This window comes from Frigoribacterium sp. PvP054 (assembly GCF_040547465.1).
Taxonomy (GTDB): Bacteria; Actinomycetota; Actinomycetes; order Actinomycetales; family Microbacteriaceae; genus Frigoribacterium.
On record NZ_JBEPPU010000006.1, the window covers coordinates 126,719 to 151,624 of the forward strand.

25 protein-coding genes are annotated in these 24,906 nt (G+C 72.4%); 13 read left to right on the top strand and 12 right to left on the bottom strand.

The window, feature by feature from the left end:
- Positions 1-38: 38 nt before the first annotated feature.
- From ABID81_RS10095 to ABID81_RS10110, 4 genes are read left to right on the top strand one after another with little or no spacing between them, the layout of a single operon-like run.
- Complete coding sequence (locus ABID81_RS10095; RefSeq protein ID WP_354594669.1) at positions 39-1,376, top strand: extracellular solute-binding protein; 1,338 nt, start codon at positions 39-41, stop codon at positions 1,374-1,376.
- Entirely contained in the window at positions 1,373-2,335 is a 963-nt protein-coding gene (locus tag ABID81_RS10100; protein WP_354594670.1) for a carbohydrate ABC transporter permease, read from the top strand. Before ABID81_RS10095 ends, ABID81_RS10100 begins: the two co-directional genes overlap by 4 nt.
- Positions 2,332-3,303, top strand: a complete 972-nt coding sequence (locus ABID81_RS10105) for a carbohydrate ABC transporter permease (protein WP_354594671.1) — start codon at positions 2,332-2,334, stop codon at positions 3,301-3,303. The genes ABID81_RS10100 and ABID81_RS10105 overlap by 4 nt, the downstream gene beginning before the upstream one ends.
- Complete coding sequence (locus ABID81_RS10110) at positions 3,300-6,455, top strand: glycoside hydrolase family 2 TIM barrel-domain containing protein (RefSeq protein WP_354594672.1); 3,156 nt, start codon at positions 3,300-3,302, stop codon at positions 6,453-6,455. Before ABID81_RS10105 ends, ABID81_RS10110 begins: the two co-directional genes overlap by 4 nt.
- 138 nt (positions 6,456-6,593) lie before the next feature.
- On the opposite strand, the gene ABID81_RS10115 is transcribed toward ABID81_RS10110, so the two are convergent.
- Together ABID81_RS10115 and ABID81_RS10120 are read right to left on the bottom strand one after the other, a co-directional pair.
- Positions 6,594-7,283 carry a class I SAM-dependent methyltransferase gene (locus ABID81_RS10115; protein ID WP_354594673.1) on the bottom strand — a complete coding sequence of 230 codons (690 nt, stop codon included), beginning with the start codon at positions 7,281-7,283 and terminating at the stop codon, positions 6,594-6,596.
- Positions 7,280-8,326 (bottom strand): FAD-dependent oxidoreductase, encoded by a 1,047-nt coding sequence (locus ABID81_RS10120; protein WP_354594674.1) that lies wholly within the window; start codon positions 8,324-8,326, stop codon positions 7,280-7,282. The genes ABID81_RS10115 and ABID81_RS10120 overlap by 4 nt, the downstream gene beginning before the upstream one ends.
- A gap of 80 nt (positions 8,327-8,406) precedes the next feature.
- Between ABID81_RS10120 and ABID81_RS10125 the strand changes: the two genes are divergently transcribed.
- Both ABID81_RS10125 and ABID81_RS10130 read left to right on the top strand, forming a co-directional pair.
- Positions 8,407-9,027 carry a helix-turn-helix domain-containing protein gene (locus ABID81_RS10125; protein WP_354594675.1) on the top strand — a complete coding sequence of 207 codons (621 nt, stop codon included), beginning with the start codon at positions 8,407-8,409 and terminating at the stop codon, positions 9,025-9,027.
- 191 nt (positions 9,028-9,218) lie between these two features.
- A complete protein-coding gene (locus ABID81_RS10130) occupies positions 9,219-12,794 on the top strand; it encodes a TM0106 family RecB-like putative nuclease (protein ID WP_354594676.1) in 3,576 nt (1,191 codons plus the stop codon).
- Between the two features lie 22 nt (positions 12,795-12,816).
- On the opposite strand, the gene map is transcribed toward ABID81_RS10130, so the two are convergent.
- A complete protein-coding gene (map, locus tag ABID81_RS10135) occupies positions 12,817-13,593 on the bottom strand; it encodes a type I methionyl aminopeptidase (RefSeq protein WP_354594677.1) in 777 nt (258 codons plus the stop codon).
- An 80-nt stretch (positions 13,594-13,673) separates the two neighbouring features.
- Between map and ABID81_RS10140 the strand changes: the two genes are divergently transcribed.
- Complete coding sequence (locus tag ABID81_RS10140) at positions 13,674-13,973, top strand: helix-turn-helix transcriptional regulator (RefSeq protein WP_354594678.1); 300 nt, start codon at positions 13,674-13,676, stop codon at positions 13,971-13,973.
- A gap of 33 nt (positions 13,974-14,006) precedes the next feature.
- Here the strand turns inward: ABID81_RS10140 and tmk are convergent, their stop codons facing one another.
- The 3 genes from tmk to ABID81_RS10155 form a co-directional block, all read right to left on the bottom strand.
- Positions 14,007-14,663 (bottom strand): dTMP kinase, encoded by a 657-nt coding sequence (gene tmk, locus ABID81_RS10145; protein ID WP_354594679.1) that lies wholly within the window; start codon positions 14,661-14,663, stop codon positions 14,007-14,009.
- A 289-nt stretch (positions 14,664-14,952) separates the two neighbouring features.
- A complete protein-coding gene (locus tag ABID81_RS10150; RefSeq protein ID WP_354594680.1) occupies positions 14,953-15,417 on the bottom strand; it encodes a DIP1984 family protein in 465 nt (154 codons plus the stop codon).
- A 169-nt stretch (positions 15,418-15,586) separates the two neighbouring features.
- Positions 15,587-15,763, bottom strand: coding sequence for a hypothetical protein (locus ABID81_RS10155; protein WP_354594681.1), 177 nt, complete (start codon positions 15,761-15,763; stop codon positions 15,587-15,589).
- A 216-nt stretch (positions 15,764-15,979) separates the two neighbouring features.
- Here ABID81_RS10155 and ABID81_RS10160 point away from each other — a divergent pair, with 216 nt between their 5' ends.
- Entirely contained in the window at positions 15,980-16,552 is a 573-nt protein-coding gene (locus ABID81_RS10160; RefSeq protein ID WP_354594682.1) for a hypothetical protein, read from the top strand.
- 53 nt (positions 16,553-16,605) lie between these two features.
- On the top strand, positions 16,606-17,097 hold the full coding sequence (locus ABID81_RS10165; RefSeq protein WP_354594683.1) for an RNA polymerase sigma factor: 492 nt from the start codon (positions 16,606-16,608) through the stop codon (positions 17,095-17,097).
- Positions 17,098-17,380: 283 nt separating this feature from the next.
- On the opposite strand, the gene ABID81_RS10170 is transcribed toward ABID81_RS10165, so the two are convergent.
- A complete protein-coding gene (locus ABID81_RS10170) occupies positions 17,381-17,731 on the bottom strand; it encodes a hypothetical protein (protein WP_354594684.1) in 351 nt (116 codons plus the stop codon).
- 134 nt (positions 17,732-17,865) lie between these two features.
- Complete coding sequence (locus ABID81_RS10175) at positions 17,866-18,531, bottom strand: TlpA family protein disulfide reductase (protein ID WP_354594685.1); 666 nt, start codon at positions 18,529-18,531, stop codon at positions 17,866-17,868.
- Positions 18,532-18,548: 17 nt separating this feature from the next.
- Between ABID81_RS10175 and ABID81_RS10180 the strand changes: the two genes are divergently transcribed.
- From ABID81_RS10180 to ABID81_RS10190, 3 genes are all read left to right on the top strand, one after another.
- Positions 18,549-18,824, top strand: coding sequence for a hypothetical protein (locus ABID81_RS10180; RefSeq protein ID WP_354594686.1), 276 nt, complete (start codon positions 18,549-18,551; stop codon positions 18,822-18,824).
- Positions 18,825-18,902: 78 nt separating this feature from the next.
- Positions 18,903-19,427, top strand: coding sequence for a DUF427 domain-containing protein (locus ABID81_RS10185; protein WP_354594687.1), 525 nt, complete (start codon positions 18,903-18,905; stop codon positions 19,425-19,427).
- Positions 19,428-19,516: 89 nt separating this feature from the next.
- Positions 19,517-19,957 (top strand): DoxX family protein, encoded by a 441-nt coding sequence (locus ABID81_RS10190; protein ID WP_354594688.1) that lies wholly within the window; start codon positions 19,517-19,519, stop codon positions 19,955-19,957.
- A gap of 66 nt (positions 19,958-20,023) precedes the next feature.
- Here the strand turns inward: ABID81_RS10190 and ABID81_RS10195 are convergent, their stop codons facing one another.
- Positions 20,024-20,605 carry a hypothetical protein gene (locus ABID81_RS10195; RefSeq protein WP_354594689.1) on the bottom strand — a complete coding sequence of 194 codons (582 nt, stop codon included), beginning with the start codon at positions 20,603-20,605 and terminating at the stop codon, positions 20,024-20,026.
- Between the two features lie 318 nt (positions 20,606-20,923).
- Here ABID81_RS10195 and ABID81_RS10200 point away from each other — a divergent pair, with 318 nt between their 5' ends.
- Entirely contained in the window at positions 20,924-22,465 is a 1,542-nt protein-coding gene (locus ABID81_RS10200; protein ID WP_354594690.1) for an MFS transporter, read from the top strand.
- A gap of 4 nt (positions 22,466-22,469) precedes the next feature.
- Here ABID81_RS10200 and ABID81_RS10205 read toward each other — a convergent pair whose 3' ends face one another.
- The 3 genes from ABID81_RS10205 to ABID81_RS10215 form a co-directional block, all read right to left on the bottom strand.
- Positions 22,470-23,012, bottom strand: a complete 543-nt coding sequence (locus tag ABID81_RS10205; protein WP_354594691.1) for a hypothetical protein — start codon at positions 23,010-23,012, stop codon at positions 22,470-22,472.
- 18 nt (positions 23,013-23,030) lie between these two features.
- Positions 23,031-23,510, bottom strand: coding sequence for a heme-degrading domain-containing protein (locus ABID81_RS10210; RefSeq protein WP_354594692.1), 480 nt, complete (start codon positions 23,508-23,510; stop codon positions 23,031-23,033).
- A 129-nt stretch (positions 23,511-23,639) separates the two neighbouring features.
- Positions 23,640-24,869 (bottom strand): glycosyltransferase, encoded by a 1,230-nt coding sequence (locus ABID81_RS10215; protein WP_354594693.1) that lies wholly within the window; start codon positions 24,867-24,869, stop codon positions 23,640-23,642.
- Between the last annotated feature and the right edge of the window lie 37 nt (positions 24,870-24,906).

Genomic DNA, 24,906 nt, shown 5'->3' on the forward strand with positions numbered 1-24,906 from the left:
CGCTCTCGCCACGGCCCCACGACGAAGTGAGAGAAACAATGAGCCCGATGTCCCGACGCCAGTTGCTCGGCCTGGGGGTGACCGCCGGCGCCACCGCGATGCTCGCCGGCTGCGCCACGCCCGGGACGACCTCGGTGAACGCCCTGCCGACCATCCCGGCCGCCGACGGCCCCGTCAAGCTGCAGTACTGGGCCTGGCTGAAAGGCCTCGACCAGGTCACGGCGCTCTACAACAAGAGCCAGTCTCGCGTCCAGGTCGAGACCGTGTTCATCCCCGGCGGCAACGCCGGCGGGTACCAGAAGCTCTACTCGGCGCTCGCCGCGGGCGCGGGCCCCGACATCGCCCAGGTCGAGCTGCGGTCGCTGCCCGAGTTCCTGCTCGCGAACGGCGTCGTCGACCTCAAGCGCTACGGCGCCGAGCAGTACGCCGACCTCTACGACCCCACCCTCTGGAACCAGGTCAGCTACACCGACGGCATCTACGCCATCCCCCAGGACAGCGGCCCGATGGGCATGTTCTACCAGCCCGCCGTCTTCGACACCGTCGGTGCGGCCGTTCCCGGCACATGGGACGAGTGGGCCGCCGTCGGCGCCGAGCTCAAGGGGGCCGGCGTCCTGATGGACTCGTTCCCGCTCGCCGACGCCTCGCTCTTCGCCGCCTACGCCACCCAGGCCGGCGCCTCGTGGCTGCGTGCCGAGGACGACGGCTGGGTCATCGACATGACCGACGAGGCCACGCTCACCGTGGCCCGCTTCTTCGACAAGGCCATCGACGACGGCATCGTGACGACCGCGTACGGCGCCTACACGCCGGCCTGGTTCTCGGCCGCCAGCGCCGGCACCATCGCCTCGGTCACGACCGGCTCGTGGGGCGACGCCCTGATCGAGGGCGTCAGCGGTGCTGAGGGCAAGTGGAAGTGCGCCCCGATGCCGACGTGGCAGACCGGCTACGCCTCGAGCTTCCTCGGCGGCTCGACCGCCGCGATCCTGGCGAACAGCCAGCACCCGCAAGAGGCACTCGACTTCGCGGTCTGGATGACCACCACCCCCGAGGGCATCAACGCCCTCATCGAGTACTGCGGCATCGGCTGGTCGCCGGCCCGCGACGTCGTCGGAACGCTCCGTGAGCAGCCGAGCCCGTTCTTCAGCGGCCAGAACTACAACCAGGAGGTCTTCGTGCCCGCCACGCAGGAGTCCGCCCAGAACCAGGACTGGAGCTGGTGGCCGATCACGCAGCAGTCCTTCAACATCTTGAGCGACGGGTTCCGCGGCAAGGCGTCGGGCGGCACGCTCGTCGACGCCGTCGCGCAGGCCGAGAAGGACATCATGGCCGTCTTCCAGAACAAGGGCCTCACCATCCGCAAGGCGAACGCATGAGCGCCGCGACCGACACGCGGCCCGAGTCCGCGACCGACTCGACCCGCGCCTCCTCTGGCCCCCGTCGCAGCAGCTCGAAGGGCGCCGTCAAGCGGGCGCCGTGGGTGCTGCTCGCGCCGTTCCTGGCGCTCTTCGCGTTGACCTTCGTGATCCCGATCGTCATCGCCGTCTTCTCGAGCTTCACCAAGGTGACCCGCAGCGGCCTGTTCGGCGAGGGCGGCGTGACCAGCGGGTTCGCCGGCTTCGACAACTACGCCCAGGTGATCGGCGACCCGAACTTCGTCGCCTCGATCGGTCGCATGTTCCTGTTCGGCATCGTGCAGGTGCCGGTCATGCTGATCCTCTGCACCGTGCTCGCGCTGCTGCTCGAGTCCGCGTCGGCCAAGTGGCCGGGCGTGTTCCGCGCCGCGTACTTCCTGCCGTACGGCGTGCCCGGCGTCATCGCCACCATCCTCTGGTCGTTCCTGTACGTGCCCGGTCTCAGCCCGATCATCGACATCGGCGAGGTCTTCGGCGTCACGCCCGACTTCCTCGGCGCGAACACCGTGCTCTGGTCGATCGCGAACATCGTGACCTGGAGCTACACCGGCTACAACATGCTGATCATCATCGCCCAGCTCAAGTCGATCCCGGTCGAGCTGTACGAGGCCGCCAAGGTCGACGGCGCTTCGGCGCTGCGCGTCGCGTTCAGCATCCAGTTGCCGCTGATCCGCCCGGCCCTTCTGCTCACCGCGGTCTTCTCGATCATCGGCACGCTGCAGCTGTTCGCCGAGGCCCAGGTGCTGCAACGCGTCTCGCCGGCCATCGACAGCCAGTACACGCCGAACCTCAGCGCGTACACCACGGCCTTCGCCTACAACGACTACAACGTCGCGGCCGCCCAGTCGGTCCTGATCGCCCTCGTCGCGTTCGCGCTGTCGATCACGTTCCTCAGCATCACGAACAGGAAGCAGAAATGAGCATCTCGACGAAGGGTGCCGAGCACGCCACCGAGACCGAGTCCATCGTGACCGCCCAGGGGCGGGGGCGAGGGGCCGACAAGCCCGCGAGCCGCCGTGCCCGCAGCGCCGGCCCCGACCGGTCCGCCGGACGCTCGAAGGCGTCCACCATCATCGTCACGGCCGTCCTGGTCGTCGTCGCGCTGTACTTCCTGGTGCCGGTCTACTGGGTCGTCGTCGCGGCGACCAAGACGACCCCCGACCTGTTCGGCACGTTCGGCTTCTGGTTCGCGCCGACCTTCTCCCTCTGGGACAACCTCGGCCAGGTGCTCACCTACGGCGACGGCATCTTCGTCCGCTGGGTGCTCAACTCGGTGCTGTACGCCGGCGTCGGCGCCCTGATCGCGACGTACTTCGCCGCGGCCGGCGGCTACGCCCTCGCCAAGTACGAGTTCCGCGGGCGCAACGTCGTCTTCGGCACGATCCTCGGCGGCGTGCTCGTGCCCGGCACCGCGACGGCCCTGCCGCTCTTCCTGCTGTTCAGCCAGATGGGCATCGCCAACACCTACTGGAGCGTCCTGCTGCCGTCGCTCGTGTCGCCGTTCGGGCTGTTCCTCTGCCGCATCTACGCCCAGGCCACGGTCGACACGTCGCTCATGGAGGCCGCCCGCCTCGACGGCGCCAGCGAGCTGCGCATCTTCCACACCCTGGGGCTGCGCATCCTCACCCCGGCGCTCGTCACGGTGTTCCTGTTCCAGCTCGTGGGCATCTGGAACAACTACTTCCTGCCCCTGGTCATGCTGAGCGACGTCGACAAGTTCCCCGTCACGCTCGGCCTCAACAACTGGCTCAGCCAGACCGACCGACTGCCCGAGTTCTACCAGCTGACGACCGGCGGCGTGCTGCTGTCGATCATCCCGCTGGTCATCGCCATGGTCGTCCTCCAGCGCTTCTGGCGCGGCGGCCTCACCGAAGGAAGCGTCAAGTGACCATCAGCTCCACCACCGGCCCCACCCCGTCCGTCGTCTCCGCCGACTACCTCACCGACACCGGCCCGGGTCAGGGCGCGCGCACCCCCGCGCGTTCCTGGCTGCACACCGACGCCCCGACGCTCTCGCTCGACGGCACCTGGTCGTTCCGCCTGCTGCCCGGCGCCCCCGGCACCCTCGGCGGCCGCGGCGTCCTGCCCGAGGGCGAGCCCGTCGACGGCGTCGGCGCGATCGACCTCGACGACTCGTCCTGGGGCGACATCGAGGTGCCGTCGCACTGGGTGCTCGGCGGCGACGGCTCGCGCGGTGCCCCGATCTACACCAACGTGCAGTTCCCGTTCCCGACCGAGCCGCCGTTCGTGCCCGACGCGAACCCGACCGGCGACCACCGCCGCACCTTCGAGCTGCCGTCGTCCTTCGACGGTGCCGAGCGCGTGCTGTTGCGCTTCGACGGCGTCGAGTCCCGCTACGTCGTGTGGCTGAACGGCGTCGAGGTCGGCATGGGCGTCGGCAGCCGCCTCGCTCAGGAGTTCGACGTCACCGACGCCCTGCGCCCCGGTACCAACGTCGTCGCGGTGCGCGTGCACCAGTGGTCGGCGTCGAGCTACGTCGAGGACCAGGACCAGTGGTGGCTGCCCGGCATCTTCCGCAGCGTCACGCTGCAGGCCCGCCCGGTCGGCGGCCTCGACGACGTCTGGCTGCGGACGCCGTTCCACGGCACGGCCGGCCAGGCCCGAGGAGGCGCGGCGATCGTCCCCGAGGTCACCGCGGCCGACGCCGCCTACCCGGTCACCCTCTCGGTGCCCGAGCTCGGCGTCGAGGTCACCTGGGCCACCCCGGCCGACGTCGCCCCCGTCGAGCTCGACGAGGTCGAGCCGTGGAGCGCCGAGACGCCGCGCCTCTACGACGCCACCGTCTCGAGCGCCGAGGGTGCCGAGACGATCTCGCTGCGCCTGGGCTTCCGCACCGTCCGCATCGTCGGCGACCAGTTCGAGGTCAACGGCCGACGCGTGGTGTTCCACGGCGTCAACCGCCACGAGACCCACCCCGACCGCGGACGCGTCTTCGACGAGGAGTGGTCGCGCCGCGACCTCGCCCAGATGAAGCGGTTCAACGTGAACGCGATCCGCACCTCGCACTACCCGCCGCACCCGCGCCTCCTCGACCTCGCCGACGAGCTGGGCTTCTGGGTCGTCCTCGAGTGCGACCTCGAGACCCACGCCTTCGAGCGCCAGGAGTGGATCGGCAACCCGAGCGACGACCCGGCCTGGCACGACGCGTACGTCGACCGCATGGTCCGCACCGTCGAGCGCGACAAGAACCACCCGAGCATCGTGATGTGGTCGCTCGGCAACGAGTCGGGCACCGGCCACAACCTCGCCGCGATGGCCGCGTGGACGCACGCCCGCGACGGCGGCCGACCGGTCCACTACGAGGGCGACTACACGGGCGCCTACACCGACGTGTACTCGCGCATGTACTCGTGGATCGACGAGACCCGGGCCATCGGCTCGGGCGACGAGTCGTTCACGCTGCTCGGCTGCACCCCGGCCGAGGCCGCCCGTCAGCGGTCGAAGCCGTTCGTGCTCTGCGAGTACGTCCACGCGATGGGCAACGGCCCCGGTGCGATCGACGACTACGAAGACCTCGTGGACGCCTACCCGCGCCTCCACGGCGGCTTCGTCTGGGAGTGGCGCGACCACGGCCTCCGCACGCACACGGCCGACGGCGTCGAGTACTTCGGCTACGGCGGCGACTTCGGCGAGGTCGTCCACGACGGCAACTTCGTCATGGACGGCATGGTGCTGAGCGACGACACCCCGTCGCCGGGCCTGTTCGAGTGGGCCCAGGTCGTGGCGCCCATCCGCCTGCGCTTCGAGACCCCGACGGTCGACGGTGCGCCGGTGCTCGTCGTGGCGAACCTGCGGCACTCGGCCGACGCCTCCGACGTCGTCTTCCGGTGGGTCGCGTCCCACGACGGCGAGGAGGCGCGCTCGGGCACCCTCGACGTGGTCGGCCTCGACGGGGGCGCCCTCGTCGCCCACGAGACGGTCTTCGTCTCGCTGCCCGAGGTGCCCCTGTCGGGCACCGGCGAGACCTGGCTGACGGTCACCGCCGAGCTCGCCGACGCCACGGTGTGGGCGGACGCGGGCCACGTGATCTCGACCCAGCAGCTCGACCTCACGCCGGCACCGGTGCAGGTCGCGACGCCCCGCCCCGCGGTCGTGGGCGACGGGCGCGGCCACGCGACCCGCGCCTCCTCGGGGCGGGTCGAACTGGGTCCGGCCGTCTTCGACGACGGACGACTCGTGTCGCTGGCCGGACGTCCGGTCGACGGCGCCCGCCTCGAGCTGTGGCGCGCGCCGACCGACAACGACCGTGGCGAGTGGCTGACGCCCAAGGACCGCGACCGTGACGTCATGCGCAACCGGCACCGCGTCGACCTGTACGAGGTCGGCGTGCTGCCCAGCTCGCAGGACACCTGGCTGCTCGCCGGGCTCGACCGGCTGACCGCCCGCGTCGAGTCGGTGAGCGTCGCGCCCGGCTCGGTGCACGTCCGCACCCGCTACGCCGCGGCCGACACGCGCAACGCCGTGACGACCGACGAACGCTGGCAGCTGGTCGGCGACGACCTCTGGTTGTCGATCGACATCGTGCCGACCGGCTGGTGGGACATGGTCTGGCCCCGCGTCGGCGTGCGCTTCGACCTGGCGGGCGACGTCGACCACGCGTCGTGGTTCGGCACGGGGCCGCGCGAGTCGTACCCCGACAGCCGTCACTCGGCGTTCGTCGGACGCTACGAGTCCGGCGTCGACGAGCTGTCGGCCGGGTACGCCCGCCCGCAGGAGACGGGGCACCGCAGTGACCTGCGGACGCTCGACCTCGGGTCCGCCGACCGGCCGTGGCTGCGCGTCGAGGCGGTGCCGAGCGCGACGGGCGAACGTCCGGGCTTCACGCTGAGCCGCCACACGGCCCAGCAGATCGGCGTCGCCGAGCACCCGCACGAGCTGCCCGTGAGCGAGCGCACCTACCTCTACCTCGACGCCGCGCAGCACGGCGTGGGGTCGCGGGCGTGCGGTCCGGACGTGGCGTCGCGGCACGTGCTGCGGCCGGGCGCCCACCAGCTGCGCCTGAAGATCAGCGCGCTGTAGCAGGCCGCCGCCGCCGAGGACGGGCGGGTCCGCGTCGACCGGGCGTCTCACGACGCCCGGTGCGGCCGGACCCGCCCGTCCTGTGTGCCGGCGTCCTGCGTGCCGCCGCCCCGGTGTGCTGCCGGGGCGGTCGCTCGCTCAGACGGCGCGACGCGTGGCGCGCACGACCACGTCGGCGACGTGCCAGACGTCACCGTCCGGCCCCGTCATGTCGCGCGGTCGCACCTCGGCGACGTCGACCTGCCACGTGCCCGGGTCGAGCCTGCCGACCACCTCGTCGACGGTGAACAGCATGCCCGGGTCGCCGTGTCGGCCGGCCCCGCCCGGCAGGGCGTCGGCGTCGTGCCCGACGATCAGCAGCGTGCCGCCCGGTGCCACGCCCTCGGCCAGCGCCGGGAAGAGCCGTTGACGGTCGGCCAGCGGCAGGTGCATGAAGTGCGCCGTGACCAGGTCGAAGGAGGCGCGGGTCGGGCTCCACGACGTGAGGTCCGCCTGTTGCCACGAGAGCTGCTCGGGGTCGACGCCGTCCCGCTCGCGGGCCGAGGCGGCCGCCTTGTCGAGGGCGTTCTGCGAGATGTCGACACCGGTGACCCGCCAGCCCCGCGAGGCCAGCCAGAGGGCGTCGCCGCCCTCGCCGCTGCCCACGTCGAGGGCGTGTCCCGGGGTCAGCGCCGAGGTCTCCGCGACGAGTGCGGCGTTGGGTCTACCGCTCCAGGCCCGACCGGGCGCACCGTAGCGGTCCTCCCAGTAGGCGCGGTCGAAGACGGGGTGGGCGGGCGCGCCGTCGTGTTCGGGCGCGTGCTCGTGCTGCTGCTCGGACTGGTTCATGCGTCGATCCTCTCGTCGGTGTGCTCGTCGGCGTGCTCGTCCGTGCCGGCGTCCGCGCGCCGAGCGGCGACGGCCGCCGCGACCTCGGCCGTGACGAGGTCCATGTTGATCGCCGCGCCCGCCATCGTGCCCGCGGCGGCGGCCGCGACGACCTGTGCCATCGGCTCGGTGACGTTGCCGGCGAGCCAGACGCCGGGCACGGCCGACCGACCGGTGAGCGGTTCGACCGTGGCGAGGTGGGTGCCGACGCCGGCCGGGTGCTCGGTCGCCTCGAGGCCCAGGTCGGCCACGAAGTCGGCTCGCGACCGCACGCGAGCCATCACGGCCAGGGCGCCGACGGCGACGGTCCGCCCGTCGACGAGCGTCACGCCGGTCAGGGCGTCGTCGTCGACCTGCAGTCCGGCCACCGGTCCGTCGACCACCGTGACGCCCCGGGCGCGCAACTGCTCGGCCTGTTCGTCGTCGGGCGTGAACGACCCGTTCGTGAACAGCACGATGTCGCGGCTCCACTGCCCGAAGAGCAGGGCCTGGTGCATCGCGAAGGGGCTCGTGGCGAGCACGCCGATGACGCGGTCCTGCACCTCCCACCCGTGGCAGTAGGGGCAGTGCACGACGTCGCGGCCCCAGCGCTCGGCGAGCCCGTCGACGGCGGGCAGCTCGTCGACCAGGCCGCTGGTGACCAGGAGGCGCCGGGCGCGCACCTCGGACACGGCACCGTCCACGCCGGTGACGGTGACGACGAAGGGGTGATCGGCGTGGTCGTCGCGTCGGACGCCGGTCACGGTGCCCGAGGTGACCGCGCCTCCGTAGCCCTCGACCTCGCCCCGGCCGAGCCGCGTGAGCTCGCGCGGTGCGACGCCGTCTCGGGTGAGGAACGCGTGGACCCCGTCGGCGGGCGCGTTGCGGGGCCGGTCGTCGTCGACGACGAGGACGTCGCGGCGGGCTCGGGCGAGGCTCAGGGCACCGCTCAGGCCCGCGGCGCCGCCGCCGATCACGACGACGTCGTGAGCCTCGTCGGTCGGGTGGGTGTTCTGGTTCGTCATGGTGTGACCTCCTGTGACGATCCTGCGACCTCCGTCGTCAGACTGGCAAGCTCGTTTGCTGAAGTGGCAAGATGTCCGTCATGACCGAACCGACCGACGCCCTTCGCGGCGACACCACGAGCACCGACGACGTCCTGGCGGCGGTCGGCCCGCGCCTCCGGGCCCTGCGGGCGCGTCGCGGCGTGACCCTGGCCGAGCTGGGAGAGCGCACCGGCATCTCGGTCAGCACCCTCTCGCGGCTCGAGTCGGGTCAGCGACGGCCGACGCTCGAACAGTTGCTGCCGCTCGCCCGCGAGCACGGGGTGCCGCTCGACGACCTGGTCGGCGCGCCCGAGACCGGTGACCCTCGCGTGCACCTCAAACCGCGGCAGCAGCACGGCATGACCGTCGTGCCGCTCTCGCGCGGGGGCGGGGCGATCCAGGCGTTCAAGATGGTGATCCCGGCCGACTCGCCGCGCAGCGAGCCCGTGCTGCGCACCCACGAGGGCTACGACTGGCTCTACGTGCTGCGGGGGAGGGTGCGGCTCGTGCTCGGCGACCTCGACCTCGTGCTGCCCGCGGGCGAGGCGGCCGAGTTCAACACGCGCACGCCGCACTGGTTCGGCCGGGCCGACGACGACGCGGTCGAGGTGCTCAGCCTGTTCGGCCGACAGGGCGAGCGGCTGCACCTGCGCACCGCCCCCGGCTCGTCCGCCGGCTGACCGACGTCGTCGGTGCCGTTCCCGGGCGGGTTCGTCGGAGGCGGGCGTCCCCGACGGCCCGGGGCCGCCGAACACGCCCGCCGTCCGTGTGACGCCGTCCGGCTCGCCCGGGTGGGGCGTCCCGGGGTGTCGGTGGCGCCTCCTAGGCTCGTGGCGTACGTCCAGGCCGTGCCACGACAGAAGGAGTCCGCGTGTACCTCGACGACGACCGGGTGGTCACCAGCCCGTCCGACCTGACGACCTGGGCCGCCTGCGAGTGGTCGTTCCTGCGGCGGCTCGACGCGAAGCTCGGCCGGGTCGAGGCCGTCGCCGACGCCTCCGACGACATGCTCGACCGCACCGCCCGGCTCGGCGACGCGCACGAGCTGCGGTACCTCGAGGCGCTTCGTGCGACCCGCGAAGTGGTCGAGTTCGAGCGCCCGGCGCCCTCGGGCTACGCGGCGGCCGCCGAGGAGGCGCGGCTCGCGATGGCCTCCGGGGCCGACGTCCTGTTCCAGGCGACGTTCTTCGACGGATCGTTCATCGGCTTCAGCGACTTCGTGGTGCGCACCGACGCCGGCACGTACGAGGTCTACGACACCAAGCTGGCCCGGCACGCCAAGATCCCCGCACTGCTGCAGGTGGCGGCCTACACCGACCAGATCCGGGCGCTCGGGCTGCCCTCGGCCGACACCGTCCGGCTCGTGCTCGGCGACGGCAGCGAGAGCGTGCACGACGTCGCCGACGTGCTGCCCGTCTATCGCGTCCAACGCGACCGGTTGCGCGCCGCCCTCGACGACCGGCTCGCCGCCGACGGGCCGCTGGCCTGGGGCGACCCGGGCGTCACGGCCTGCGGGCGCTGTGCGGCGTGCCAGGCGCAGGTCGACGAGCACCGAGACCTCGTGCTCGTGGCCGGCCTGCGGGGCGAGCAGCGACAACGGCTGCACCTGGCCGGCGTCGGCACGATCGACGAGTTGGCGGGGTCGACCGGCCCGGTCGCCGGCATCGGTGCGACGGCCCTGACGCGACTGAGGGGCCAGGCCAGGGTGCAGCTCGCGACCGAGCGCGACCCGTCGGGTCCACCGGCGGTCGAGGTCGTCGACGCCGCGGCGCTCCGCACCCTCCCACGCCCCGACTCCGGCGACGTCTTCTTCGACTTCGAGGGCGACCCGCTCTACACCGAGGGCGACGGGCGGGCCTGGGGGCTCGACTACCTCTTCGGGCTGGTCGAGGCCGACGGCACCTTCCGTGCCTTCTGGGGCCACGACTTCGCGGGCGAGCGGCAGGCGCTGGTCGACTTCCTCGACTACCTCGCCGAGCGTCGTCGACGCTTCCCCGACCTGCACGTGTACCACTACGCCTCGTACGAGCGCAGCCACCTGCTCTCGCTCGCCGCCCGGCACGGCGTCGGCGAAGACGTGGTCGACGACCTGCTGCGCGACGGCGTGCTCGTCGATCTCTACCCGGTGGTGCGTCAGGCGCTGCTGGTCGGCTCGCGCAGCTACTCGCTCAAGAAGCTCGAGCCGCTCTACATGGGTGACGACCTGCGGCAGAGCGACGTCACGACGGCCGCCGCCAGCATCACGATGTACGTCGACGCGATCGCCGAGCGCACCACGGGCGACCCCGCGCGCGGCGACCGGATGCTCGACGAGGTCCGCGACTACAACGAGTACGACTGCCGGTCGACCCTGCGGTTGCGCGACTGGCTGCTCGACCTCGCCGAGAGCCACGGCTCGCTCGCCGACGAGTCCGACGGGCCGACCGCGCCCGACCCGCTCGAGCTGGCCCGGGTGCCGCGCGAACCGAACCCGGTCGCCGTCGGCCTCGCGGCGCACGTGGCCGACGTCGACCCGCTCGACCGCACCGCCGACGAGACCGCGATCGCCCTCGCGGCGTCGGCCATCGACTACCACCGCCGCGAGGCCAAGACGTTCTGGCAAGAGCACTTCGACCGCCTGCGCAACCCGGTCGACGACTGGGCCGACACCCGCGACGTGTTCGTCGTCGAGACGGCCTCGGTCGAGCGCGAGTGGCAGAAGCTGCCCCGGGCCCGCAAGCTCAGTCGCGAGGTGCGGTTGCGCGGACGGCTGGCCCCCGGCAGCCGCCTCGCCGAAGGAGGCGCGCCGTACGCCGTCTACGACGCCCCCGTGCCGTCCGGGGTCGCCTCGCTCGGCCCGGGGCTCCGTGGTGCCGTCGGGTCGACCGTCGTCGAGGCCGGCCCGAACGGCGACCGGCACGAGGTCGTGCTGCTCGAGCGCGTCTCGGGCGACGACGACCGGCACGACGCGTTCCCGGTCGCGCTGACGCCCGCCGCGCCTCCCCGGGCCACCCCGCAGCCCGAGGCGATCGCCGAATGGGGCGGGCGGGTGCTCGACGCCCTGCCCGAGATGCTGGCCGACCCGGCGTTCGACCTGCTGCGGCGGCAGCCCCCGCGCCTCCGGTCGGGCGGCCGGCCCGCGCCCGTGGTCGGGCACGACACCGTCTCGGCCGTCGTCGAGACCCTGCTCGACCTCGACCGGTCCTACCTGGCCGTGCAGGGCCCGCCCGGCACGGGCAAGACCTACGTCGGCTCGCGGGTCATCGCCCGGCTGGTGCGGGAGCACGGCTGGCGGGTCGGCGTCGTCGGGCAGTCGCACGCGGTCGTCGAGAACGTGCTGCGGGCGGCGATCTCGGCGGGGGTCGACCCCGAGCGGGTCGGCAAGGTGCCGAAGTCCGGCACGACCGTCGAGCAGGCCGATGAGCAGCCGTGGCGAGCCGTGAAGTCCGGCGGCGAGGCCGCCTTCCTGGCCGAGGCCGACGGCGGGGCGGGCGGTGCCGGCGCCGACGGCGGCGGGCAGGCCGTCGGGGCCGTGTTCGGGGCGACCGCCTGGGGGTTCGCGAACGCCGACAAGGTGGCGCGCGCCTCCCTCGACCTGCTGGTCGTCGACGAGGCCGGGCAGTTCTCGCTCGCCTCGACCGTCGCCGCCTCGGTCGCGGCGACCCGCCTGCTGTTGCTCGGCGACCCGCAGCAGCTGCCGCAGGTCAGCCAGGGCAGCCACCCCGAGCCGGTCGACGAGTCGGCCCTCGGCTGGCTGGCGGACGGCCACGACGTGCTGCCGGCCGAGCACGGCTACTTCCTCGCCACCACGTGGCGCATGCACCCGGCGTTGTGCGCCCCGGTCAGCGAGCTGTCGTACGGCGGCGCGCTGACCGCCCACGCGAACGACCGCCGACTCGACGGCCTCGCGCCCGGGCTGCACGTCGAGCCCGTGACGCACGTCGGCAACACCACCTCGTCGGTCGAAGAGGCCCGAGCGGTGGTCGAGATCGTGCGTTCGGTGGTCGGCCTCGAGTGGTCCGACGGCGACGGCACGAGGTCGCTCACCCCGGCCGACGTGATCGTCGTCGCGCCCTACAACGCCCACGGGGCGGTCCTGCGCGACCACCTCGACGCGGCCGGGTTCGACGCGACCCCCGTCGGCACCGTCGACCTGTTCCAGGGGCAAGAGGCGGTTGTGGCCGTGGTGTCGCTGGCCGCGTCGAGTGCGGCGGACATCCCGCGCGGCCTGGACTTCCTGCTGATGCCCAACCGGCTCAACGTGGCGCTGTCACGGGCGAAGTGGGCGGCGTTCCTGGTGCACTCGCCGTTGCTCGCGACGGGGCTGCCCACCTCGATCGCGGGGCTCGGCCTGCTCAGCGGCTTCCTCCGGCTGACGGGCCAGGGGCAGCCGGTCGCCGACCAGCCGGTCGCCGACCAGCCGGTCGCCGACCAGCCGGTCGCCGACCCGCCGGTCGCCCGGGTCTGACGTCCGAGTCGCGGTCGTCGGGTCAGCGGGTCGGTCGTCGCGTCAGCACTTCGGCGCCGTCGTCCGTGATGGCGATCGTGTGCTCGCTGTGCGCGGTGCGGCAGCCGGTCACGCTGCGCAGGGTCCACCCGTCGGCGTCGGTGACCAGCTGGTCGGTGTCGGTCATGACCCACGGCTCGAGGGCCAGCAGCAGGCCGGGTCGCAGCCGGTAGCCGCGGCCGGGGCGTCCGGTGTTCGAGACGTGCGGGTCCTGGTGCATGGTCGAGCCGATGCCGTGGCCGCCGAACTCGACGTTGATCGGGTAGCCCGCTTCCGACAGCACGCTGCCGATCGCGTGCGAGAGGTCGCCGATGCGCGCCCCGGGCCCGGCGGCCGCGATGCCGGCCTCGAGGGCCCGCTCGGTCGTCTCGATCAGGCGGACGCTCTCCGGCGGGCGCGAGTCACCCACGACGAAGCTCACCGCCGAGTCGGCCGCGACACCGTCGAGCACGACGGCGAGGTCGAGCGTCAGCAGGTCGCCGTCGACGAGGCGGCGGTCGTGCGGCAGCCCGTGCAGGACGGCGTCGTTCACGGCGGTGCAGACGTAGTGCCCGAAGGGGCCGCGCCCGAACGAGGGCGCGTAGTCGACGTAGCACGAGACGGCGCCGGCCTCGTCGATCATCGTCTTCGTCCACGAGTCGACGTCGAGCAGGTTCGTGCCGACGGTCACCCGGTCGCGGAGCGTCTGCAAGATGGTGCCGACGAGCGCGCCGGTCGCCCGGGCCCGCTCGACCTCCGACTCGTTCAGGATCTCGATCATGGGTGTGCCGCCGTTCTCGTGCCGAAGATCATCCCGGTAAAGGTATCCCACGAGGCGCCTCGGCGCACTACGCTCGGGCCATGGTCCGTCTGCCGCTCACCCCTGCCGAGATCGACCGCGGTCGCCGCCTCGGGGTGTTGTTGCGGGGCGCGCGCGGGCCCCGGCCGATGTTGCAGGTCGCCCTCGACGCCGGGCTGTCGCCCGAGACCCTCCGCAAGATCGAGACCGGCCGCGTGGCGACGCCGGCGTTCTCGACCATCGCGGCGATCGCCACCGTGGTCGGCCTGTCGCTCGACGAGGTCTGGGCCGAGATCACCCGCGACGAGGGCGGGGGAGCAGCCGGCGGGCCGTCCGTCGTCGACGCGGCCCGCGCCTCCTGAGCCCTCACCGGGCCGTCCCCGGGAGGCGCGGTGTCAGTCCCGAGGGCGAGCAAGCGACCCGAGGTCGAGCCGGCTCGACGCCTCGCGCCAGACGGCGTCGGCCAGCTCGTCGGCCGAGCGGTCGGCGTCGAGGGTGACGACGACCTCGTCGGCGCGCTCGATCGCCTCGGCGTACCGCGCGCGGGCGGCCCGGAGGCGCTCGTCGACCTCGAACCGGTCGGTGGTCGTCCGGCCGCTGGCGAGGCGCACGAGCGCCACCTCGGGCGAGACGTCGAGGTAGATCGTCAGGTCGGGCAGCATGAGGCCGGTGCTGATCGAGTTCGACGAGGCGATCCAGTCGCCGCCCACGTCGGACGCCTGGTACGCCTGCGACGAGAGGTGGTACCGGTCGCAGATCACGGTCGTGCCGCGCTCGACGATGCCGAGCATGCCGTCGTGGGCGTTGGTGATGTGGTCGAGCCGGTCGGCGACGAACAGCGACGCGATGACGCGGTCGTCGAGGTCGACGCGACGGTTGAAGCCGTTGCGGATGAGCGTGCCCACGGGGCCGTTCGTCGGCTCGGCCGTCTGGTGCACGGGCACGCCCGCGTCGCCGAGGCGGGCGGCCAGCAGCCGCGCTTGCGTCGACTTGCCCGACCCGTCGATGCCCTCGAACACGATGAACGCCCCACGGGCTGCCTGATCGGTCACCCGACGAGCCTACCGAGCGTCGTGCCCGCCGACCGACCCGGCGTGACGGGCGAGCGTGCTCGTCACGACGGCCCGAGGAGGTGCGGTGAGGTCCCCGATCCCGCCCTCGACGTCTCCGGTCAGCACACGGTGGTGATCAGTGCAGGGTGCGCGGTAACCGGTGAACGGTGCGGGGCTGAGTGGTGACGACGTGAGTCGTGGCGCTGCCCTCCGCGCCTGCAGTGACCGGATCGACCGCCGGCCTCGGCTCGTGCTCGCCCCGGTGACGTCTACCGACTCACCGCGCGGGTCAGTTCTGCAGCTCGGCCTCCCAGTTGGTCTTCTGGATCTCGACGTCGAGCTCGCGCAGTTCGCGGGCGACGACGTCGGCGCGGTCGCGCAGCTCGGCGACCGGCAGGGCCGAGAACATCCGTAGTTCACTGCGCAGCTGTCGGTAGCCGCCCGAGGCGCCGCGGGCGGCGTCGGAGGCGGTGACGAGCAGGGCGTGGGTGCCGCGCAGGGTCTCGCGGCGGGCCAGAGCCTCGGTCATCGTGTCCCCGCCCGGCAGGGTGGTGCGGGCGTTGGTGAGGTTGATGCGCACGACGAGCGACTCGAGCGTGGCCAGGGTCTCGACGGCCTGTGCGAGCAGCGCGGCGGCGTCCTCGGTGGGCTCCTCGCCCTCTTGGTAGCGCGCGTTCGCGGTGACGCGGTCGCGCAGCTGGTCGACCCGACGCTGGGCGTCCGATCGCTGCAGGAGGGCTTCGGCGAGCTTCATGGTGAGAAAGCCTACGCAGGTGGGACGGGTGGCGCAGTGTTCGTCTGCCGAGCGTTCGTCCGCCGCTCACACCACCAGCGAAAGTGCCGAGCTCCCTGGTGTCGCCCGTTCGACTGTCTGTCGCCCGATCCGGCGAGGCGAACGGTCGTCGATCCTCAGCGCTCCCGCGCTACAGGCGGCGTCGCTCGTCGATCGCGTTCAGGACCAGCATCGTGATGGCGCCGACGGCCGCAACCACGCTTCCGAGAAGGAGCCCGGAAGACTGAGTTGCGATCGAGATCACGATGACGACGAGGGCGAGGACGAGAACGACCTGCGTGGTGAGGAGTTGTCGCTCGGTGAGCATGGCGCCACGGTAGTCCTACCGTCCTCGGCCGTCCCGGTCGAGGACGGCGCCCGACAGGGCAACGCCCGAGGATGTGACCGTTCGGCTGGGGCGTTCTGCCCGTGCCGCCTCACGCCAGCCCTCGTGTGCACATGTCATGACCCCGAGATGCAACGCTTCGGAGGTAGCCGGCCATGTCATGTGCAGACGACTCACTTCATGAACGGTGGCCCCCTGATGACGAACGCGAACCTGGACGAGATGCTGAGCAGGAGCCGCCCGGCGACTGCCGAGAACGATCCTGACCTGCTGGCCCTCATCGGACCGATGAGTGCAGCTGCGCGCATCGAGGCGAGGAAGGTGCCACGACCGACGACAGCGTTCCGTCGACGGGGATGGCCCGTGCTCGCGGTGGTCCTGGGAGGATCACTGCTCCTCGGGGGCGGCGCCCTCGTCGAGAGTCTGCAGCCGGACTACCAAGCTCGCACCACGATCGCCTTCGCTCTCCCCGGGGACCCGTTCATCGACGACGGTGACAGCGCGCCGACCAGGTGCCTGGCCGACCTTCGCTTCGACCTCTCAGAGGGGACGGCGGCCCAGGACCGCGTGGAAGAGGCTGTCGCGGGCAGCGACTGGTCGGTGCTCGAATCTCGACTCGCAGCCCTGGTGCAGAGTCGCCGCGGCGAGATCGACCTCAGCCGACGTGTCGTGAACACCCTCGACGCAGGCATCCGATCGACACTCGAGCCTCAGCTCGTGAACTCTGCCCGGTACGGCGGCGTGTCCTTGACGTGCGGGGTCGCCGAGTGACCGTCGGACCTAGCGCCGCCTCGACGAGCCAGGCCGAAGACAGGCGGGCACGCGTGACGGCGGTGATCGAGGCGACGTCCAGAGACCTGCTCGGTTACTTCCTGCGCCGCGTGATCGCGGCCGAGGACGCAGCCGACCTGCTCGGCGAGACGCAGCTGGTCGCCTGGCGCCGCGTCGATCAGCTGCCCGGTGAGCCCCTCGCGGCCCGCTTGTGGATGTTCGGCATCGCTCGCCGGGTCCTCTCCACGTACCGGCGCGCCGGAGCCCGTCGTGCTGCCCTCGCCGACCGTCTCCGGCGAGAGATCGAAGTGCGCGGCCCCGTTGCTCAGCCTGCGGACGATGGCGACGAACTCCGTGCCCTGTTGCTCGAGCTGAGCCATCTCGATCAGGAGATCATCCGCCTCGTGCACTGGGAGGGCTTCTCCCTTGCCGAAGTGGCGACCATCCTCGACAAGAGACCCGGCACCGTTCGGAGTCGCTACTCGCGCGCCCGCGTGGCTCTTCGTCGAGCTATCGAGAACCACAGAGCTGACATCCGGACCTGACCCGCACGTCATCCGGCGAGGTGCCCTGTCAGCGTCGGTCAGCTTCCCGTCCTTGCCATCGGCGTACAGGAAGCCTCCGTCGACGATCCCGATGATCACGTCGTCGATCGCGGTCGGCACGTGGTCGCTCCCGCAGAGATGCGTTTCGGACTGACCGATCGGGACGGCCAGGTCAGCCTGGTTCCGAGGGAGCGGCCGACGTGCGGCACCACCCGGTGGCCGTTCGACCATCGGCACGAACGCGCAAATCCACCGCCGGCAGGGAGGACGGGCGTGCCGTCGTTCACCGTTGCACGGTCACGACGAACGTCCGGCCTCGGTCTCGAATGGTCTCGCCGGTCCAGGGTGCTTCGAGGTGTCCGTCGTCGTCTTCGTCCAAGCCACGCAGCGCTCGGCCGTTGGGGACGCGGAGGACGGGCCGAGTCGATCCGTCCTCGGCCACGGAGATGATGTCGACGACGCGCCCTCGGACCGTGGTCTCGATGCGGGAAACGTGATGGCTCGCGAGCACGCGCACGCGACCGTCGGAGTCCTGCCGGCTCGCACATGTCAGGTCGACCCGTTCGCCGCGTTCGATGGCGTCGCCGCAGCACAAGTGCTCCGAGACGTCCACTTCCACCGTGACGTTCACCATCCGTCCCCCTCGACCCTCATCGTTCGGTCCTCCGCGCTTCGCGGTCGGACGTAGCGTACGACGAGGTGCGGATCCGCGAACCGGCCGGACGAGGAGATCGACTCGCGGTCACCGGAGGGAAGGCGCCCCGGGGCTCACTGGGGCGTCTCAGCCGCTGTCTCGACGAGTGCTCGGAGGATCGAGGGCTCGACCGCCCCCAGGACTCGAGCGCTCACTCGTCCCTCGGGGTCGAGGACGAACGTCGCCGGGGTCGCATTGGGGGCCGTTCGGCCGGCGAACGCGAGTTGCACGGCACCGGTGTTCGCGTCGATGGCGGTGGGGTAGGTGACGCCGAATCGTCGGGTGAAAGCGTCGGCGGTGTCGGGCTGGTCCTTGACATTGACGCCCAAGAAGGCGGCTTCGTCGGCCACGTCCTCGCTCACCGCTTGGAGATCGGTCGCCTCCCCACGACACGGGCCGCACGCGGCGAACCAGAAGTTGAGAACGGCGACCTCGCCCCGGTAGTCGGCCGCGGTGATCTTCGTGCCGTCGCTGAGCGCGGACTCGAACTCGATCGGATCGCCGCGGTCCTCCGGGGCGACCTCGGTCACGAGCTGGTCGGCTGAGACGTATCCCTTGCCGTCACCCCACTGCTGTTCGATTCCCGACGATGAGGCGCACCCCGCCACGGCTGCGCTGACGGCGAGGAGAAGGGCCGAGGAGGCGACAAGATGACGTGTGCGCACGTTTGAGGATACCTCGACCGATCTGTCCCTGAGTGGCGTCGGTCCGAAGGAGCGGAGGCGATGACATGCGGTCACGACGACGACACGTGCCGGTGACCACGATCGTCCTCCTCACGGTCGGCGCGGTGGTTCTCGCCCTGGTCTCGTTCGAGCTCGTCCCGAACCCGGACGTCGGGGGCGGTGCCCGGCTCGTCGTCTTCCTCCTGCTCGTGCCTCCGGCTCTCGGCCTCGCGGGGGCGGTCACGGCGTCCAGGGACCGTCGACTCGGCGACCAGGGGAGGGTCCTCTGGTCCGTGGCGTCCGGTCTGGGCGGATTCCTGCAGGTCTTCCTCGCGTTCGTCCTCGTCACGCTCATCGCCGGGCCCTGACGGGGGAGGTCGGCGACGGCGCGGAGGTCACCGTCGAGGTCCGTCCCTCGACGGTACCGAGAGGCGCATCATGGGGCCATGCCCGCCTTCCGCCGCCCGTCACGCCCCGCCCACCCCGTCCGCGTCGAGCCCGGCCCCGGTCAGGAGTCCGTCTGGGACTATCCGCGCCCGCCGCGCGTCGAGCCCCGGCACGAGCGCGTCGTCGTCCGTCTCGGCGGCGTCGTGGTGGCCGACACCACGGCCGCGATCCGCGTGCTCGAGACGAGTCACCCGCCGGTGTACTACCTGCCACGGTCCGACTTCGCGCCGGGGTCCCTGTCACGCGCCGAGGGCCGCAGCCTGTGCGAGTTCAAGGGCCAGGCCGGCTACGTCGACGTCACCGGCGGGGGAGTCGTGGCCCGTCGGTCGGGCTGGTTCTACGCCGAGCCGTGGCCCGGCTACGAGTCGCTCGTCGACCACGTCGCCCTCTACCCGGGCGCGATGGACTCGTGCGAGGTCGACGGCGAGGTCGTCCGGGCTCAGGAGGGCGACTTCTACGGCGGGTGGATCACGGCGGCCCTCGTCGGCCCGTTCAAGGGGGCCCCGGGCACCATGGGCTGGTGACCCGGCCGGCCGGTGACCCCGCGACGCGGGCGGTGCGCATGACGGACACCGCGCCTCCTGCGGGGTGCGGGCAGGTGCAGACTGGACCGATGTCGAAGCGCCCCCGCCCCCGCCCCACGTCCCTCGCCCGCACCCTGGGCCGCGTCGCCCTGGGTGGTGCCCTGGTCTTCGCCGGCACGAGCCACCTGACCTTCGCACGCGAGCCCTTCCAGGCCCAGGTGCCCGAGTGGTTGCCCCTCGACGACGACTTCGTCGTGCTCGCGTCGGGCGTCGTCGAGATCGGCATCGGTGCGGCCCTGGTGGTCGCGCCCAAGCACCGCGTGACGGTCGGCTGGGTGGCCGCGGCGTTCTTCACCGCGATCTTCCCCGGCAACATCTCGCAGCTCGTGACGCACAGCGACGCCTTCGGCCTCGACACCGACGGAAAGCGGGCGTTCCGCCTCGTCTTCCAGCCGCTGCTCGTCCTGCTGTCGCTCTGGTCGACGGGTGCCTGGCGCGACCGCCGCAGCATCGGTCGCCCCGCGAAGTAGCCACCCCGCAGCCGGACCCGCTCCCGACCCGGGCGTCGACACGGTCGCGACCGCGGGAGGCGCGGCTCAACCCGACAGCGTCGCCACGACCACCTCGGCGTCGGCGAACCACTTCGTGTAGTGGTCGGGGTCGGCGTTGACCTGGACGGCATGGGCCGCCTGGGTCGGCGTGAGGTCCTTCCAGCCCGGGATGGAGACGAGCTTCGTGAAGAAGCTGGTGGCCGCCGTGTACGGGTCCATGCGCTGCTCGTAGGTGCCCCACTGCCCGTTGTCGCGCTGCTGGAAGAGCCCGCGGCTGTCGGGTCCGACGGCGTCGCCGTGGTCGATGTTGCGCAGGCTCGACTCGCCCATCGCAGTCATCACGCCGATCGCCTGGGTGTGCTCGCCGATGCCCTGCGCCCGGGCCGCCAGCATGATGTAGGCCGCGTTGACCAGGCGGTCCTGGCAGTAGCCCGCGACCGGGCCGGCCGGCACCTCGATGTCGCCCACCATGACCGGGTCGACCTCGGGGCAGGCCGGCACCGGCGTCGACGTGACGGCCACCACGTCCTCGTCGCGCGGCGCCGTGAGGGCCGACACGACCATCGCGATCGCGACGACGAAGGCGACCAGCCCGACGCCGAACTCGACGGACAGGGCGATCAGCACGCGGCGCACGGCAGGCCTCCAGGGGGTCGGATCAGGCGGCGGTCGAGGGCGGGCGACCGGCACGTCGCCGGCCCCCGAGCGGCGCGGAAGTCGACGTCGAGGGTACGCGATCCCGGTGGACGATCGACCCCGGCGGCCTGGGCTAACGACGCGCGTCCCTCCGAATGCCCTGGCAATCCTCCGTCGAGACGCCGGTAACGTTGCCCGCCGTCGACCCGACCACTCGGGCCGCGGCAGCCGGGCACCGCCCCTCCGCAGCTCGATCGCCGAGGCGCCCGTCCGTCCGACCGGCGCCCGAGATCCAGAGGAACGTCGTTCATGGGAACCCAACCCACGCCTGCCCGCGAGACCCGACCCGACCGCCCGACCCGCGCCTCCCGGCGTCCCAGGCCGCGGCGTCTGCGCGTCGACGACGTCACCGTCGTCGACCCTGCGATGATGAAGCGCGCCATCGGCGGCACCGTCGTCGGCAACACCATGGAGTGGTACGACGTCGGCGTCTACGGCTACCTGGCCGTCACGATGGGCCGCGTGTTCCTGCCCGAGGCCGACCCGTCGCTGCAGATCCTGTTCAGCCTCGGCGTCTTCGCGTCGACCTACGTCGCACGCCCGCTCGGGGGGGTCGTCTTCGGTCGTCTGGGCGACCGGGTCGGCCGGCAGAAGGTGCTGGCGACCACGCTCATCCTCATGGCGAGCGCGACCTTCCTGATCGGGGTCCTGCCGGACTTCGCCGCGATCGGCGCCCTCGCCCCGGTCGCCCTCGTCGTGCTCAAGCTGCTGCAGGGCTTCTCGACCGGTGGCGAGTACGCCGGAGCCACGACCTTCGTCAGCGAGTACGCACCCGACAAGCGCCGGGGCTTCTTCGCGAGCATCCTCGACCTCGGCAGCTACCTGGGCTTCGCGCTCGGTGCCGCCGTCGTCTCGGTGCTCCAGGTGCTGACCACCGAGCAGCAGATGCTCGACTGGGCCTGGCGCCTGCCCTTCCTGCTCGCCGGGGCGCTCGGCGTGGTCGCGATCTACTTCCGCCTGAAGATCGAGGAGTCGCCCGCCTTCCAGGCCACCCAGGACGCGCAGGAGAGCAAGGTCGGCGAGATCGCCGACGCCCAGGGCCGCCCGCGCAACACGCTCGCCCTCGTCCGACAGCACTGGCGCCCGATCGTCATTGCCATCGGCCTGGTCGCCGCCTCGAACACCGTCGGCTACGCGCTGACCAGCTACATGCCGACGTACCTCACCGACTCGCTCGGCTACGACCCGCTGCACGGAACGCTGCTGACGATCCCCGTGCTCGTGCTGCTGGCCCTCCTGCTGCCGGTCGCCGGCCGCCTGAGCGATCGCATCGGTCGCCGCCCGGTCATGTGGCTCGGGGCGGCCTCGGTGCTGCTGCTCGCCCTGCCGGCGTTCTTGCTGATCGGTCTCGGCAGCATCACCACGACCCTCGCCGGTTTGTCGTTGCTCGCCGTGAGCGTGGCGCTGTGGGTGTCGAGCCAGGCGTCGTCGCTGCCCGCGCTCTTCCCGACCGCGAGCCGCTACGGTGCGATGGGCGTGTCGTACAACGTGGCCATCGCCGTGTTCGGCGGCACCACCCCGCTGATCATCCAGGCGCTCCTGCAGGCGACGGGCGACGAGCTCGTGCCCGCGTTCTTCCTCATGGCGACGCCGTTGGTCGGCGCGGTCGCGGTCTTCTTCATGAAGGAGTCCTCGCAGCGCCCCCTGCCCGGTTCGATGCCGAGCGTGGCCACCGAGGCCGAGGCGCACGAACTCGTCGAGTCGCAGGACGCGAACCCGAACATCGACCTCGACGACCTGCCCTTCGTCGACGCCGAGCCCGTCCGAGAAGGCCCGGACGCCAGGCGCTGACGCCTCAGAGCAGCTCGGCCCGATCGGCGAGGTAGGCGGCGAGGTCGCGGACCTCGCCGGCCGCCGTGCCCCAGCGCACGAGTGCGTGCCCGTCACGGACCAGGAGGCGCTGGTCAGCCGCCCGCAGCGCCCCGGTCGACAGGTCCACCGGCTCGTACCCGTAGTTGACGACCTCGCCCTCGGCGAAGTGGCCCCGGACGGCGGCCCGCCGCTCTGCCTTGCGCTGCTCGACCTGGGCGCTGAGGTGCTGTGAGCGGGTCGGCGTCACCGCCCGGGTGATGCGGCCGGTCTCGAACACCCGACCGTCAGTGGCGAGCAGCAGCACGCCGAGGCGCCAGGCCCGGCCCGCGGGTTCGAGCGACTCGGCCGTCTTTACGACGACGATGCGCCGGGCGGGCTTGTACCGGGCGAGGGCCTCGGTGCGGGCGTCGCGGGCCGCCAGGTCGGCGGCAGCCCGCTCAACGAGGGCGCGGAGCGACGCGGCCGCCTCGTCGTCGGAGGGGACGTCGGAGACGGGACCCGCGCCTCCGGGGGTCGTGTCGCCCACGGTCGTGCCGGTTGCCGGTCAGGCGTCGTAGCCGTGGTCGAGGAAGTCCTCGAGCACGTCGACGACGAAGGCGTGGTCGTCGGCCTGCGGCAGGCCGGAGACGCCGGCCGAGCCGACGACGCCGACTCCGGCGACCCGCACGGGGAACAGCCCGCCGTGCGCGGCATAGAGCCCGGTGTCGAGCCGGGACTTCTCGTCGAAGCTGCCGCCCTGCACCCGGAACGACTCGCCGACCCGGTACGAGCTCTGCCCGTAGCGCTCGACGACGCGGGCCTTGCGGTCGAGCCACTCGTCGTTGTCGAGGCTGCTGCCGGGCAGGGCCGCGTGGAACGCGCGCTGACGACCGTGCCGCACGGTGACGGCGACGGGCAGCTCGCGGCGACGGGCCTCGGCGAGCAGGTGGGCGCCCAGGTCGAGGGCGACGTCGAGGGTGAACCGGCGGAACACCAGGCGCTCTTCTTGCTCGACGAGGGTCTGCAGCAAGGTGTCGTCGGTCATCGGTGGCCTCCTGGTGGGTCGGGCGGATTGCTCGGGTGCACCGGCGTCTCGGCGCGGCACGCTCCGAGCCTAGGCCCGGCCCCCGTCAACGCGCTGGTGGCCGCTCGGTCGTCCCGTCGACCACAGCGGTCAGGCCGACGCCGCGACGCAAGGCGAGCCCTGCCGGGCGAGCAGGTCGCAGTAGACGCCCACGAGGTCGTCCGCCGAGCGCGACCAGGGGTGGTCGAGGGCGTGCGACCGGGAGGCGCGCGAGAGTCGGTCGCGCAACCCCGCGTCCGCGAGCACCTGCGTCATGGCCCGGGCCCAGTCCTGCGGTTCGCGCGACGTGAGCACGATGCCGGTGACGCCGTCCACCACCGACTCGCGCAGCCCGCCCGACGAGGCCGCGACCACGGGGACGCCGCTCGCCGCCGCCTCGAGGGCGATCAGACCGTAGGTCTCGGAGTGCGAGGGCACGAGCACGAGCGCGGCGTCGCGCAACAGGGACGCCAGGCCGGGGCGCGACCGAGGGCCGAGGAAGTGCACGGTCAGGTCGAGTTCGTCCGCGAGGGTGCCCAGCTCGGACTCGTAGCCCGCGAACTCGGTCGAGGCGCCGCCGGCGATGACGAGCTCGGGGCGGACCTCGGCCCGCACCGCCGCGACGGCGCGGATGGCGAGGTCGGGGGCCTTGAGCGGTTCGAGCCGACCGGCCACGACGACGTAGGGGCGGTGGCCGGCGACGCGCACCGCACCGGCGGCCGCCGGGTGGAACAGCTCGGCGTCGACGCCGGGCAGCACGACGGCGACCCGGTCGGCACGGCCGCCGAGCCGCGTCGTGACGGTCTCGGCCTCGGCACGGCTGATGGCGACGACGACGTCGGACGCACGGGCGAGGTGCTCTTCGCCGGCGAGGCGGCCGGGCGACTCGGCGCGTTCGCCGTGCGAGAGGGGCGTGGAGTCGTGGGCGGCGATGGAGTGGAAGCTCTGCACGTGGGGCACCCCGAGGGCGCGGGCCACGGGCAGTGCCGCCATGCCCGAGAACCAGTGGTGCGAGTGGACGACGTCCCAGGGGCCGAGCTCGGCGAGGCGGTCGCGGAACTCGTCGACGAACAGCTCGTTGCGCCCCTTCGTGACCGGCTCGGCGGGCCCGGCGTCGAGGAACCTGAGCGTGACGCCGGGGGCGAGCGAGACGCTCACCGGCTCGTCGGGGGACGACCGCCGGGTCAGGATCTCGACCTCGTGCCCTGCCGCACCCAGCGCCTCGGCCTGGTTGCGCACGACGACGTTCATGCCGCCGACGTCGCCCGACCCGGGTTCGGCACCGGGGGACGTGTGCAGCGACACGAGGGCGATGCGGAGCGAGGGGGAGGCGGTGGTCACTTCCCGAGGGTACCGGCCCGTCGCCCGCGCGGTCTCA